The organism is Xenorhabdus eapokensis, assembly GCF_001908105.1.
The window spans coordinates 46,306-60,749 of record NZ_MKGQ01000015.1 but is presented as its reverse complement, the minus strand read 5'-3'; the positions used below and the strand labels follow the sequence as shown (position 1 = coordinate 60,749).

Here is a 14,444-nt window from a genome sequence, read left to right as displayed (position 1 = left end):
TATCCATCAAAATCGAGATCAATTATCCCGCGTCTTTGTTTCGGCAATGGCTGGAACAAACGGGGAAAAAACCATTAACTCACACGTTTGTCATTGACCTGTTTTCGTTTTATCCGATGTCTCACGAAATTAGGTTAATGTTTAGGTGCTCATCAGGCAAAAGTATCAATACCTCCTTGGGTCGAGGTAATTTGTTGAGGTGTTACCCTGATGGCTGATACAGGGGAGGCTGTGATCCCCATTGTTGAGGCAAAATCAGACTCTTGGGTTTCAGCATGGGAGTTAGCATCACTGTTCGGGTTATTGGCATGGTTATCAGCAAAATACGCTTGTTGTCCGTTTCCCTGAGCATCACTATTAACGCTGCTTTGTGCCAATTGAATGCCGTTTTCAGCCAGCGCATGACGTAACCCTGGTAATGCCGCTTCCAGAGCTGCACGAACATGCTGATGAGCGGAAACAAAATGCAATTGTGCCTGATTGTCTTCTACGCTCATGCGGATATGCAGCGCTCCCAGTTCCTGAGGATGTAAGCGAAGTTCTGCTTGTTGCAGGCCATTACGGTTAAAGAACAGTACATGCTGATTAAGCTGCTGCTGCCACTCTTCACTGCCAAGATGCGCATTCAATAAAGGTGTCGTGAAAGATGTCGTGGTGCTGTTAAGCTGAAATTGCCCCATTGGCTGTTGTCCGGCTGAAAGCAGGGAAGGGGTTGCCAATACCATCGGTGAGTCGATAGAAGCTGTTTCTACTGTTGAGGATGTCAATGCTGGTGTAGCCTGTATTGACATCTGGAGCAGGTTTGGATCTTTGTGATTACCTGAAACTGTCTCTTTGGTAAGGATCTTGCCAGATTCAGCTTTATTGTTGGTCGCAAGGTTATTGGTAGCCAGTTTGAATTGTGCGGTGAACGGCGCCAATTCAGATTGAAGGCTGACGGAACCCTCTGTCTTATTGTTCAGAAGGCTCTCCTGTTTAGCAGAAAGCTGAATGTTTTTATCTTGCTCACCCGCTTTAGACTGTTCAACAAGATTGGTGTCAGTTAACCCGCTATACCTCATATTGCTGCCTAATAGTGTATTAACCGTGCTGTTTTCGCTATCCAGCCAGGCACTTTCCGGCAATGCATCTTCTGGTAATGGATTTTTCAGCAGTTTATTTTCTAACGGCTCATTGCCCATCAAATCTGGTGAGTTTTCAGCCAGAACGGCGGAATTTGTCTGAGAAGTCAGCAGCCCAGCAAGCTGGATGGGTATCGCCGCACTTAATGCGGCGGCTGATAAGAGGTCTTCATCTTTTAATACAGCCAATTCAGCACTGTTTTCTTGCTGTGTTGTTTCTACCCGTGCTTTATCCTTGGTTACACTGTTGTTATCTGGCACTGCTGCTAATTGCGGCCAGTCGTTTTCTGCTGTTTTATCAGTGGTGGATTTTCCCTCTCTCAGGCTATTTTTATCCGCCTGGGTAGTGGGCTTGCGCATAGAGGCTGTTTCTGCATCAAGAAGTTGCCCAAATTGAGAAGAATGGTGACCGTTCACGGCATTATTTAGAGCCGGCTGACTGTTATCCGTACCTTTGTCCGTGAATTTTAAATCAGTAGGCAAAAGAGTGAGATTCATTGTTTCATTCTCCGTTGTGCACCGCGTTGTGCGTACTCGTCCATTTGTTTTTGCTCCATGCGATTTTGGTGTAACTTCAAATTATGCTCTGCCCGTTGTTGCAGTGTGTCGAAAGCGTTCAGGCGTTGCTGTTTTTCCTGCCATTGTGATATGGCTTGTTCAAGACGCTTTTTCCATTGGTTGAGCTGTAATCTGTGCTGTTCAATTGCCATTTCCAGCGTTTTCATAAACTGCTGGTAATTTTGCCAGGTCGAGCAGGACATCCCACTGTTGAGCGTGTCATTCAGACGGGTACGATACTCATCCTGATAAGCCATTAATGCCGTGAGTTGTTGCTCCATTTGTTGGTGACTTTGTCGAATTTGTGCAAGTTGTGATGCTGCTTTTTCTGCCGCATCCTGAGCAAGTTCACGCAAAGTCATGAGAGGGGAGTGTTGTTGCATGGATTTCCTCGTATTAATCACCAACAGACATCAGCGTTATTAAATGACATCAATAGTAAACTTATATCGGCACCGTATTGATAAATGTTATACCCCTTGGAAAAAGTATTTTTTGGTTAAATTTCCATAAGTAAAATATTATGTTGGCAATAATTGTTGAAGCTGAGTGCAGGCCTCATCGTATTCGCTGCGTTCGTCAATACCTTGTTGCAGGAATTGAGCCATATGAGGATAAAGCTCAATCGCTCTGTCAAGCAGGGGATCACTGCCCGCCGCATAGGCACCAACGTTGATCAAGTCTCGGTTGCGTTGGTAGCTGGAAAGCAACTGTTTGAAATGTTGTACTCGCCGATAATGGGTATTGTCGATCAACGCAGTCATGGCTCGACTGATAGACGCTTCGATATCAATAGCCGGATAATGACCAGATTCCGCCAGTGAACGTGATAGCACGATATGACCATCCAGAATGGCTCGCGCAGCATCGGCAATCGGATCTTGCTGGTCATCACCTTCTGTCAGCACGGTGTAAAATGCGGTAATGGAGCCGCCATCACTGACACCATTACCGGCTCTTTCCACCAGAGCCGGTAATTTGGCAAATACAGAAGGGGGATAACCTTTGGTTGCCGGTGGTTCGCCGATAGCCAGTGCAATTTCACGCTGTGCCATGCTGTAACGGGTCAGGGAATCCATAATTAACAAGACATGTTTACCTCTGTCGCGAAAATCTTCGGCGATGCGCGTTGCATAAGAGGCACCTTGCATCCTCAGCAAAGGTGAAACATCGGCGGGAGCGGCCACGACGACTGAACGTGATAATCCCTCCGTGCCCAAAATATTTTCGATAAAATCCTTAACCTCACGGCCACGTTCACCAATTAATCCCACAACGATCACATCGGCTTGGGTATAACGCGCCATCATACCAAGCAGCACACTTTTACCGACGCCGGAGCCGGCAAATAATCCCATACGTTGCCCACGTCCCACTGTCAGCAGGGCATTAATGGCACGAACACCAACGTCCAATACATGGCTGATAGGAGTTCTTTGCAGGGGATTAAATGGCGTTGTTGTCAGGGGAGCACGATAACCTGTATCAGGGGCAGGTAAACCATCAAGGGGGCGGCCTGCACCATCCACAACTCTGCCGAGTAATTCCGCTCCCAGAGGCAAGCGGCGTCCGGCTCCGGCATCTTCGCCATAAGAACGGGCATAGACGCGAGCGCCCGGCACAATGCCTTCCAATTCTTCCAGTGGCATCAGCAACAGTTTTTCGCCATTGAAGCCGACGACTTCACTTTCCACCTCTTCAATGGTGTTGCCATTTTGGCGCTCGATCAGGCAGGTAGCACCGAGCGGCATATGTAAGCCAGTGGCTTCCAGTACCAGACCCGTAGCGCGGGTCAGGCGTCCATAGCGACGTACTTTGGGGGTTTTTTCCAGACGCTTTTCTAATGAATCCAAAGTTGCCAGCCAGCGACCCAATCTTGCCGTCATCACAATTCTCCCGGTGCTGCCAGACGACACATTTCATGCCAGCGGGTAGCCAAACTGGCGTCCATATCGCCTTCATCGGCACTGACTTTACAGCCGCCCGGATGCAGTTTGTTATCCGCAACTAAACGCCAGCCGTGCAGCGCCAAAACTTCCCCCAGTTGCTGCTCAACCAGAGGAATATTTTGTGGATGGATACGCAATTGGGGTTTGCCGCTGAACATGGGTTCTTGCTGGATAAATTCGCGAATTTGATTCAGCAGGGCAGTGCCATCGCAAACCGCAGGCTGCCCCAAAATATGATGGGCAGCAGTTAATGCAAGTTGCATCAGGCGGGAAGCAATCACGGTATCCAACCCATCCAGTGAATGGCTAAAGTCCGTTAGCAAGGCTTTCCACTGATCAGTAATAACTTGCTGTTGTTGTTTGGCTTCCTGCAAACCTTGTTCTTGTCCTGCTTGGCGGCCTTCCTGAATACCTTGTTCATAGCCCTGTATCTGGCCTTCTGCAAAACCCTGCGCATGACCCGCCTGACGAGCTTGCTCTTTTAGCTCGTCCAGTATTCTTGCTTGCTCCAGCAGCCGATCCTGTTCGCTTGGCGCCTGCTCCTCTTCTATGGGTTCCAGTTTTGCCCGCAGGGTTTCCCACTGAGTCAATTCGCCGGGTTGCCACGGCCGCCAGTTTCCATTATTCGACTTATCAGACATAGGTATCGTCACCGCCATTTAGGATCATTTCGCCACTTTCTGCCAGACGACGAACAACAAGCAGGATGGTTTTCTGTTCAGCTTCCACTTGAGACATTCGTACAGGGCCACGGTTTGCCAAATCATCGCGCATGATTTCAGCAGCCCGCTGCGACATATTGTTGAGGAAGTGATCGCGTAATGCCTGATCGCAACCTTTCAATGCCACCAGCAAGGAATCGGTGGAAACCTCCTGCAACAAGCGTTGGATACTGCGATCGTCCACGTTGATAAGATTTTCGAACAGGAACATTTCATCAATAATTTTCTGTGCCAGTTCGTTATCGTAGGAGCGAACCGCCTCAATGACCCCTTCTTCTTGCTGGCTTTTCATCAAGTTGATGATTTCTGCCGCAGTACGAATACCGCCCATCTTGCTGCGTTTCAGGTTCTGACCATCCAACAGGTTATTCAGTACTTCCGTCAGTTCTGCCAACGCTGAGGGTTGTACTCCCCCAAAAGTAGCGATACGCAGCATGACATCGTTACGCAGGCGATCATCAAACAGGGCGAGGATATCGGCAGCCTGACCACGGTTCAGGTGTACCAAAATGGTGGCGATGATCTGCGGATGTTCATCGCGGATCATGTCGGCCGCCATCTGCGGCTCCATAAAGTTAAGGGTTTCGATGCCCGTCGTGGTATCACGGGACTCAAGGATATCCTCAAGCAAGCTGGAAGCCCGTTCTTCGCCCAATGCCTTGATGAGTACATTGCGCAGATAGTCATTTGCGTTGATGCTGAGGGCAGTAAACTGCCCTGCATCTTCTTCAAACTCTGCCAGTACTTCAACCAGTTGCTGATTAGAGACTTGTTTCATCCCCGCCATCGCGACACTCAGTTGTTGCACTTCTCTGGAATTCAGGTGTTTGAACACCTCGGCCGCCTGATCTTCTCCCAGGGTCATTAACATGACGGCACTTCTTTCTGTTCCGGTCAGGCTCATTGTTCGTTACTCATCCATTGACGGATCACCAGCGCGACGACGCGAGGATCTTTTTCTGCAAGTTCACGCAGACGCTGGCTTTGAAGCTCAACATTGACACGTTGGCGAGCCAATTTGCGGCGCGTTTTTTCATCCAATTCAGCATGGGTTTCTGTTTGCGGTTTCGGCGGGTTCTTTTGCGCTGCCAGCGCAGCTTTTTCCGCGGCACGTTTTTTAGCGATTTGTGGCACGATCATCTTACGCCACAGTAGCCATGCAACCAGTACCAACAGTAACCAACGACCTGCTTCTAACAATTTCTCCAGCAGGGCAGGGTGCTGCCAGAATGGCAAAGGTTCTATCACTTCGGTGGTGTCATTGAACGGTGTGTTAACCACATTCAGGCTATCGCCACGGGCAGTAGAGAAGCCCATTGCTTCACGAGTCAGTGCTTCGATTTGTGCTAGCTGTTCTGGTGTCAGCGCTTGTGTTTCAGGGCCATTTTCTCCCTTCACGGTGGCATAGTTGACCACAACTGCAACCGAAAGGCGTTCCACTGCGCCAGCCTGCAATTGGGTATGACGAATAGTGCGATCCACTTCATAGTTAGTGGTTTCGTCATATCGATTGTTGCGGTTATTACTTAACATACGCTCGTAACCATTGTTTTTGTTAGTGTTACTGCGCTGTTGGTCAGGTTTTTCGTCACCGTTGCCTTTGGCATTTGCATTCGGTTTTTCAATGGGGGCACTTGGTGCAGCACTTGGCTGGTTTGATAATGCACCAGGAACGCCACCCACCAGTGGCCCGCCGCTTTGCTCGCTGGTACTGCTTTGTTTAGAACGGACAGCCGCCTGGTTTGGTGGCTGGTTAGGTTTATATTCTTCTGCGGTTTCTTCGCGCCGAGAGAAATCAATTTGTGCCGTGACCTGTGCATGCACATTGCCACGGCCAACCACCGGCGCCAGGATGGTTTCAATCCGATGCTGGAAACGGTTTTCCACTTCCTGTGTATATTTCAACTGAGTGGTATTCAAATCGCGGCTAGTGGCATCACTTTGTGTTAACAAGCGACCGGATTGATCTACAATCGTGACATTACTGGCGGGTAAGCCAGCAACACTACTTGAAACCATATGCACGATGGCATTAATTTGTCCTTCATCCAGCACTCGGCCTTGTAGCAGCCCCACGGTCACTGAGGCTGACGGCGATTTTTGTTCACGAACGAACAAAGAAGGCTTAGGCAGAGCCAGGTGGACGCGTGCGCTCTGGACTGGTCCCAGTGATTCGACGGTACGAGCCAACTCACCTTCCAGCGCGCGTTGGTAATTTACCTGCTCACTGAACTGGCTGATACCGAATTTTTCTTTATCCAATAGTTCGAAACCTGCCGCTCCCCCTTTGGGCAGCCCTTGTTGTGCCAGTTTCAGGCGAGTCTCATGTACCTTATCGGTAGGTATCATAAGTGCCGCGCCATCCTCGGCAAAACGGTAAGGGATATTCATTTGGGTTAATTGCGTAACAATCTCGCCACCATCCTTATCGCTCAGATTGCTGTAAAGTACCCGATAGTCGGGACTGCGCAACCAGAGAAACAGGGCGACGAAGATAGCGATGGCAGCGGAGCCAGCAACTAATAACGGAACTTTTGGATCAGCTTTTATCCTGCTGATGATAGCGTTGAAGCCTTTATTGTGGTTTTCAACGTCGGTTGTTGCTGCACTCATAGACGATCCTTGCCTTGCTGGTCAACATGAATACTAAAAGCGTGGCGTAACAAAACAGACTCCCCATACGCAAGCGAAAAGATTCTTCCTATTATTAATCCCATCATTATTCGCTGTTCACACCTCTTTTAATGGCACAATAAGCTTCGAATTTTTACTTCAATTACCCGCTTTAGTTCAGAAAGGCTATGTTACGGTGTCATCACATAATCAATAGGGTGATTTAACGCGAGGTTTTTATGTCAATTCCGGCAATTGAAGGTGTGCTGCAACAGATGCAGGTTCAGGCTTTACAAGCAGCAAATATTGCCAAACCCATGCCAATACAAGGCGGTTTTGCCAGTCAAATGACTGCGGCAGTGGAAAAAATAAACCAAACACGCCTGAGTGCGACGAAGCAAGCACAAAATTTCACGCTGGGAGTTCCAGGAGTGGAGCTAAATGATGTCATGGTGAATATGCAAAAATCGAGCATTTCTCTGCAAATGGGTATTCAAGTGAGAAATAAACTGGTTAGCGCGTATCACGAGATTATGAATATGCAGGTTTAGATGCTTATCTAGCGGAACAAGAGCGAAGATTATGCAGGCAAATAACACACCACCACCTCAGAGCAAATGATGCTGGGAGGTGAGGTGTTATGAGTTATGAACTTTCATGTTGCTATTTTTTCCCAAACCAACTACTAAGTGATGGTAATCCAGTTGGAGATGAAGAAAATCCTTCTTAATCTAAATCAGCAGCATTTAATTGTGCAGCGACAGGATCACGTGGTCGAGACCTAACAGGAGTAAGTGATGCAGAGCTTGTTGTTGCCATTGGTCCATACCGTTGTGGTTGTCTTTGATGTCCTATTGGGCCTCCTGCTTGTTGAGAATGACTTTGAGTAGAAGATGAAGGCTGAGGTAGTCCAGATGTTCCGGCTCTAGTGCCGATAGACCGTCTTGGATGTAATGAATCTGGTTCTATAAATTCCTCAAGTACGGCCCAATCATTTAATGTTAGAGGATGGGTAGGAAAATTTTGTGTCATGGGCTGATTTGCATGAACAGTTTTTACATGTCGATTTAAATTAAAGCCACGGGTAAAGCACACTTTACAAACCTCACACTGAAAAAATATCTCCCCTGTATGTGCTCGCATATGCCTAGCTAAGTCACGCTTAGTTTTAAAGGTATATCCGCAATTCTCAAAAGTACAAGAATGTGGTCTGTTTTCTCCATGCCTTAATTCATGAATTTGACGTGCTTCTTGAGTAGTAAAAGTTTTCTGACAAGTGTAGCAGACAAACGGACCAGGCATAAAAACCTCCATGAATGAACGAATAGATCTTACTCTGGCTACTATTAAACCTATTCCACTCTAACAACAAACGAATAATACTGAACAATTAATTACCATCTGAAACTAAAGTAAATATTCCTGTATCCATTCCCTGAGTGGTTACAGGAATAACCCATGCTGCCACCCGTTCCCATCGCGTAGCCGATTTGCTTGGATAACGAAGATGAATTGAGAATTTACAGAAAATACGGCCTAGGAACAGAGAAATGAGCAGATAAACTGATGAGGCATGGGAAAGCGGTGAGCTTGGTTGCAGTGAGGCTCACGTTAAAGTATCTGATGATATTACGGAAAAACTGATTAATGAGGCACTAGACTTACAGTCAATTTCAATCAGGTTGAATAAGTCTCTGATAGAAGACCTGAAAATGATAGCAGATCTCAATGGATTAGGTTATCAGCCGTTAATCCGGCAGGTTTTAAATCGTTTTGTTAATAGTGAAAATATGAATATGCAGGTTTAGGTATATAACAAATTTATTTATTTTTTCGCATTAATTTTTTGGGCACACATGGGGCAATAGTGAGTTTTTCGTTTGCATGAATCGAAAGCGGCACTATGTGCAACCAGAGAATCAGTCCCTTTGTATTTATCAATGATACCACGGTGCTTAAACTCGGTGCCGATCATTATCAGATATTTTGATTTGTATTATTCGCCTTTTAATTAAAAATAATACGTGTTGATAATATCGCCTGTTAATTGCCTCCTAGAATAGGAATCGCCACTATCATTTGATGGTTAAATTTTTGTTAAAAACTATATAAGATACCTTGATTGTTTGCAAAATATCAATACAATAAAGTGCCGAATTAGGTTAACCAAAAAAAATGATAGTGACGAATTGACACCACCTGAAATAAAAAATAAATGACACCATTAATCAGAGTTATTGTTAAATGGAATCACTCGTGCCTTTGTGATATCTATTTTGATTCAGTTGTTGTTAACTCCATCTCATAGTTATTGATTGGGAACTGTCCATATGTATCATGTAAAAGTTGTTTACAACTTTCCTGTTTAATCAGGTCACTGAGTTCATTTAACCTTCTTTGCAACAATCTCTTAGTTTCTTTTTCATTATCCAAGACAGTTTGCAAAATTTTGGTCAATTGCTGTTGTAATGGAATAGGTGCGTCTGAATTTCCTGATAGTAAAGTCACCACTTCTACTGCCTTCAGATAAGTGATTTCCATATCAACAAGTTCATCCCACTTTTCATTTCTGGCTAAATCAATCATTTGCTCACTTAAACTAAGGATCTGCTGATAAGCTGACAAAAGATCCATATCATTTTTCATTAAACAATATCCTGACTGGCGTTGTAATGAGGATCTATTTGCCGCCAAGAGTCGGAAATCTCGGAAAGTAAATCAATCACTTCGGTAATAGCCTTCTCATCATTGCGTAAATTGGCATGGAGTAAACGGCGGCTCATATAATCATATAAAGCAAAAAGATTCTGGGCAATCTCACCGCCTTTTTCGAAATCTAATCCTTCTTTGAGGCCATTATCAATGATATTAATCGCCTTTGAAATAGCTAACCCTTTTTCTGGAATATTCCCTTGTTGTATCAGAATGATTGCACGACGCAGGGCGCTAAGCGCCCCGTTGAACAATATCTGAATCAACTGATAGGGAGAGGCATTCATAATTTCGCTCTCAAGATCTACCTGAGCGTATAACTGGCTTGCCGAACGTTGATACATTGGTGTCCTTTTTTATCTTAAAAGCTGAGCCAAGGATAAACCTGCCTGATTCATTGAAGTAGTCAGTTTTTCCAGTTCAATGAATTGTTTTTTATAGCGCGCCATTGTGGCATCAATGTTTCTGTTAGTCTGTTCTGCTTGTCTTTCCAGTGTTTTCAGACTCTTCTTAATACCTTCTGTTGCTGCATCGATAGTCCCTTCATGGCTATCTAGCGTTTTTTTCAATAAATTAAAATTCTGGGTGGCAAAACCGGTTTTTTCTCCATCCCCCATAAAGAAAGCCTTAACGTTGGCAGGTTTCTCTTTCAGGTTTTTTTCCAGTTTTTCGTTGCTAATTTCCAGCTTACCATCCTCTTTTTGTTTGATGCCCAGTTTATTCAGGGTAGCGATATCATCAACATGTTGTGCCGCAAACAATTGTTGTCTTAGCTGGCTTTGAATATTTTTTAAAGTACCATCACCCAATAAGACCCCATTGTCTTTCGAAGCTGCTTCACCTTTTGCAACAGGCTTGAATTTTGTCAATGAAGTAAAAGTAGTCTGTACTTCATTATAAGCATCAACCCACTTTTTGATTGCTTCTTTCATTGGTTCGATATCACGGGAAACAACCAGTGTTTCTGATTTAAATATTTCTTTGGTTATGGTTTTGGTTTCGGTTGTGCCATTTTTTCCCGGAACTTGTTCTGTGACTGTTTCTGATTTTGATTCTGAGACTTTTTTCAGATTTAGAATAACACCTTCTGGTGCATCCTTTATTTCATTAGTTTGGCGTTCAATCTCAATTCCATTGACTGTTAATTTTGCATTGGCAGGTTCCACCACTTGGTTCATTGCACCAGAGCCGACACCTTCATTGTTATACTTGTAGTTCAGCAGATTATTCAGTTTATCATCACCATCAACCTTGATAGTCATGACTGATTTTGTGCCGGCTTTTTTCGAAGTCAGTATCAAATAGTTTTTATCATCTTTTGCTTTGATAATGCTGGCATTAACATTGCCTTCTTGTTTATTAATTGCATCACGAATTTCAACCAGAGAAGTTTCATTATCTTTCAGGGAAATAAGAATTGGCTTTTCTTTTTCTTCACCGGTTTTTTTTTCACCTGGCTGCGTAATAGTAATGGTACGAGTACCTTTACCTTGTTCCCCTAATGGGGCTTTTACATCAGGAAATGCCTGAGACTGCAAAGACTGAGCCTTGGCAAGCTGTTGAACTTCAATGACATAGTTACCCGGACTGGCTTTAGAATCCGTACTTGGGGTAAATGTTTTATGATCTTCGCTGGTTTTAGTGGTATTGAGTTTATCGAATTTTTTGAGTTCTTCGGATGCACTCTTTAATTTTTCCAAACTGCCTTTTAATGTGCCAAAACCGGTTAGTTTCGCGTTATAGCTGCTTTGTTGCTGCGTTATTGGGTGTAAACGTTTTCTTTCATTTACTTCAAGTTGATCCAGTATCCCAGATATCCCAGATGTGGCTCCTGCTGAGGAAATGCTAGCCATATTGACTCCTTTTAGTAAAAAGCATCGCTGGGTGTGTTATCGGACTAATTTGCGAAAAGTTTACTGACAAAATAATTTTTTTGATGGCTGGAATAGTTGATGAGAACAGGCGCTATTTGGGTTATCGGGAAATTTTGTGAAAAAAAATAAAAAAGTTTTTCAAGAAATATTAAAGGTTCTTTTTAAGGAGCCGATAAAACTGTTGGCGGTGATGAACACCGTGAGCAAAAGGCTCAAACTCATTATATCGACTTGATTTTAAAAGGAACTCTACTATGGCATCAGTTATTAATACTAACTACTCATCTCTGCTGGCGCAAAATAACCTGACCAGATCTAAAGGCGTTTTAGGCTCTGCTATTGAGCGTCTGTCCTCTGGTTTACGTATTAACAGCGCGAAGGATGACGCTGCTGGTCAAGCGATCGCTAACCGTTTTACTGCTAACGTTAAAGGTCTGAATCAGGCTTCCCGTAACGCAAACGACGGTATTTCCATTGCTCAGACTACTGAAGGTGCGCTGAACGAAATCAATAACAACCTGCAACGTATTCGTGAACTGGCTGTTCAGTCTACAAACGGCACTAACTCTGAAAGTGACAAGAAATCCATTCAGGCAGAAGTCGATCAGCGTTTGGCGGAAATTGACCGTATCTCTGAGCAAACTCAGTTTAATGATGTAAAAGTACTGAGTGAAAAAGCCAAATCAATGACTATTCAGGTTGGTGCTAGTGATGGTGAAGTTATCAAAATTGATCTGAAACAAATTGATAAAGGAACATTAGGTCTGGGTGAGTTTAGAGTTGCATCAGAACAAGATGCAACGCAAAAAAAAGCAGTAACAGACGCTGAAGCTAAAGTAAAAGACGCTCAGGAAAAATTAAAGGCCGAAACAGATGATAAGAAAAAGCCGGATTTACAAGCGAAGCTTAATGAGGCAAATACAGAACTTAAAACAGCAAAAGAAGCAAAAGGGACTCTAAACCCTACAGAAAAGCCATTGGAAAAATTAGACGACGCTCTCGCTACAGTTGACAGCCTGCGCAGCTCCTTAGGTGCAGTACAAAACCGTCTGGAATCCACCGTTAATAACCTGAACAACACCGTTAACAACCTGAGCGCTGCTCGCAGCCGTATCGAAGATGCTGACTACGCGGTTGAAGTTTCTAATATGAGCCGTGGCCAGATCCTGCAACAGGCGGGTACTGCTGTTCTGGCTCAGGCGAACCAAATTCCACAATCCGTTATGTCTCTGCTGCGTTAATTTTTATTTTCCAGTTAGGCAACTATGCAGGGTAACCTGCATAAACAACGCTTATAAAATAAGGATCGGTGCGCCGATCCTTATTTTTTAGTATTTAGTTAGTGTTTTTATCAAGATTGTCAAGGACAGCCTGAAACTGATTATGCATTTGGGCGGACAGCAAAAATTTCGCATAGGTGAAAAAGAAGTGCTTTTACTTCATTGTTCCAACGATTGGACCGATTAGGGGATTGGATAATGGTATCCAGTCTCTTATCCAAAGGTGTCTGTTGTTGTGAGCGATTTGTATACCGCCGAAGGCGTGATGGACAAAAATAGCCTCTGGAAGCGCTATGTACCCCTGGTTCGCCATGAAGCATTGAGGCTACAGGTCAGATTGCCGGCCAACGTAGAACTCGATGACTTGCTTCAGGCCGGTGGCATAGGCTTACTGAATGCGGTGGAGCGGTTTGATTCCATGCAGGGAACCGCCTTTACCACCTATGCGGTACAGCGCATCAGAGGTGCAATGTTGGATGAGTTGAGGAGCCGTGATTGGGCTCCGCGTAGTGTGCGGCGTAACGCACGTGAAGTCACGCAAACCATCCGTAAACTTGAGCAAGAGTTAGGCCGTCCAGCCAGTGAGCAGGAAGTTGCTAAAGAATTAAAGATTAATCTGATAGAATATCGGCAAATACTGTTAGATACGAATAACAGTCAACTGTTTTCTTATGACGAATGGCACGAAATTCACGGTGAAAGCTGTGAGCCAGTGATTGAGGAAGAGCATGAAACCAACCCTCTTCAACTATTACTGGAAGGTGATCTTCGCCAGCGGGTAATCGAGGTCATAGAATCGTTACCTGAACGAGAAAAGATGGTTCTTACGTTGTACTATCAGGAAGAACTGAATCTTAAAGAGATCGGCGCAGTGCTTAATGTGGGAGAATCCCGCGTAAGCCAGCTTCACAGCCAGGCGATAAAAAGGCTGAGAGCACGTTTGAATCCAGAACAGTAACTTTTTGCTTGTTTGTTTTTTTTGTTAAGACTATACACAGGGCTTTATCTCTTATGTCTATTACAACACAAAAGAAACGGCCTCTTAGCCGTTATATCAAAGATTATAAACATAGCCAGACTCATTGTCTGCACTGTCATAAAACCCTCGACCGTATTTCGCTGGTTTTTAACGGTCAGGTCATCAATAAGGAAGCTATTTCTGAGATGACTGAATTGGTGGATGACAAAACCTGGAATGAGTTGCAGGGTAAATTTGTGGCGCTGTGCCGCTTTTGTAGTGAAATTTATTGCAATAGCCAGACTGATTATTTCGACATTATGTCATTTAAACAGTATCTGTTTGAGCAAACAGAGATGAGTCATAGTACTGTACGTGAGTATGTGGTTCGTTTAAGGCGTTTGGATGAATTACTGACTTCAAGTAATTATCCAACCAGTGAGTTTACGCCGGAAAAGATCCAGGAAAAACTCAGTGAGGAATTATCTCAATCTGCGTTTAGCAATTATAATATTGCCCTGCGTAAATATGAACAATATTTGAGCTGGCAACAGAGTGGTCGTCATTGATTAATTATACCGACAGGTAATGTTATTAAATTGAAACGATTTCAGAGGGGAATGCGATTATCACGCACTCCCCTCTATGTATATTTAC

Annotated in this window: 14 protein-coding genes; 4 read left to right on the top strand and 10 right to left on the bottom strand. The window is 44.5% G+C overall.

Annotation, left to right across the window (positions count from 1 at the left end; all coding sequences use genetic code 11):
• Positions 1-152: 152 nt before the first annotated feature.
• The 6 genes from Xedl_RS11645 to fliF form a co-directional block, all read right to left on the bottom strand.
• Positions 153-1,619 (bottom strand): flagellar hook-length control protein FliK, encoded by a 1,467-nt coding sequence (locus Xedl_RS11645; RefSeq protein WP_074023862.1) that lies wholly within the window; start codon positions 1,617-1,619, stop codon positions 153-155.
• Positions 1,616-2,062 (bottom strand): flagellar export protein FliJ, encoded by a 447-nt coding sequence (gene fliJ / locus Xedl_RS11640; RefSeq protein ID WP_074023861.1) that lies wholly within the window; start codon positions 2,060-2,062, stop codon positions 1,616-1,618. The genes Xedl_RS11645 and fliJ overlap by 4 nt, the downstream gene beginning before the upstream one ends.
• A 138-nt stretch (positions 2,063-2,200) precedes the next feature.
• On the bottom strand, positions 2,201-3,565 hold the full coding sequence (fliI, locus tag Xedl_RS11635; RefSeq protein ID WP_074023860.1) for a flagellar protein export ATPase FliI: 1,365 nt from the start codon (positions 3,563-3,565) through the stop codon (positions 2,201-2,203).
• Positions 3,565-4,269 carry a flagellar assembly protein FliH gene (fliH, locus tag Xedl_RS11630; RefSeq protein ID WP_074023859.1) on the bottom strand — a complete coding sequence of 235 codons (705 nt, stop codon included), beginning with the start codon at positions 4,267-4,269 and terminating at the stop codon, positions 3,565-3,567. Before fliH ends, fliI begins: the two co-directional genes overlap by 1 nt.
• Positions 4,262-5,254 (bottom strand): flagellar motor switch protein FliG, encoded by a 993-nt coding sequence (gene fliG, locus Xedl_RS11625; RefSeq protein WP_074023858.1) that lies wholly within the window; start codon positions 5,252-5,254, stop codon positions 4,262-4,264. The genes fliH and fliG overlap by 8 nt, the downstream gene beginning before the upstream one ends.
• Complete coding sequence (gene fliF, locus Xedl_RS11620) at positions 5,251-6,963, bottom strand: flagellar basal-body MS-ring/collar protein FliF (RefSeq protein ID WP_074023857.1); 1,713 nt, start codon at positions 6,961-6,963, stop codon at positions 5,251-5,253. Before fliF ends, fliG begins: the two co-directional genes overlap by 4 nt.
• Before the next feature lie 239 nt (positions 6,964-7,202).
• On the opposite strand from fliF, the gene fliE reads away from it, so the two are divergent.
• On the top strand, positions 7,203-7,514 hold the full coding sequence (gene fliE, locus Xedl_RS11615) for a flagellar hook-basal body complex protein FliE (RefSeq protein ID WP_074023856.1): 312 nt from the start codon (positions 7,203-7,205) through the stop codon (positions 7,512-7,514).
• Between the two features lie 175 nt (positions 7,515-7,689).
• Here fliE and Xedl_RS25730 read toward each other — a convergent pair whose 3' ends face one another.
• From Xedl_RS25730 to fliD, 4 genes are all read right to left on the bottom strand, one after another.
• The gene (locus tag Xedl_RS25730) at positions 7,690-8,265 is read right to left on the bottom strand and encodes a C2H2-type zinc finger protein (protein WP_143187425.1); all 576 of its coding nucleotides are present in this window, start codon (positions 8,263-8,265) and stop codon (positions 7,690-7,692) included.
• Between the two features lie 969 nt (positions 8,266-9,234).
• Positions 9,235-9,609: a flagella biosynthesis regulatory protein FliT gene (gene fliT, locus Xedl_RS11605; protein ID WP_074023855.1), complete on the bottom strand. Its 375-nt coding sequence runs from the start codon at positions 9,607-9,609 to the stop codon at positions 9,235-9,237.
• Entirely contained in the window at positions 9,609-10,019 is a 411-nt protein-coding gene (gene fliS / locus Xedl_RS11600; RefSeq protein ID WP_074023854.1) for a flagellar export chaperone FliS, read from the bottom strand. Before fliS ends, fliT begins: the two co-directional genes overlap by 1 nt.
• Positions 10,020-10,031: 12 nt before the next feature.
• Positions 10,032-11,528: a flagellar filament capping protein FliD gene (fliD, locus tag Xedl_RS11595; protein WP_074023853.1), complete on the bottom strand. Its 1,497-nt coding sequence runs from the start codon at positions 11,526-11,528 to the stop codon at positions 10,032-10,034.
• 275 nt (positions 11,529-11,803) lie between these two features.
• Between fliD and Xedl_RS11590 the strand changes: the two genes are divergently transcribed.
• The 3 genes from Xedl_RS11590 (at position 11,804) to fliZ (ending at position 14,356) form a co-directional block, all read left to right on the top strand.
• A complete protein-coding gene (locus Xedl_RS11590; RefSeq protein WP_074023852.1) occupies positions 11,804-12,790 on the top strand; it encodes a flagellin N-terminal helical domain-containing protein in 987 nt (328 codons plus the stop codon).
• Positions 12,791-13,064: 274 nt separating this feature from the next.
• A complete protein-coding gene (locus Xedl_RS11585) occupies positions 13,065-13,787 on the top strand; it encodes an RNA polymerase sigma factor FliA (protein ID WP_074023873.1) in 723 nt (240 codons plus the stop codon).
• Positions 13,788-13,840: 53 nt separating this feature from the next.
• Positions 13,841-14,356, top strand: coding sequence for a flagella biosynthesis regulatory protein FliZ (gene fliZ, locus Xedl_RS11580; protein ID WP_074023851.1), 516 nt, complete (start codon positions 13,841-13,843; stop codon positions 14,354-14,356).
• Positions 14,357-14,444 lie beyond the last annotated feature (88 nt).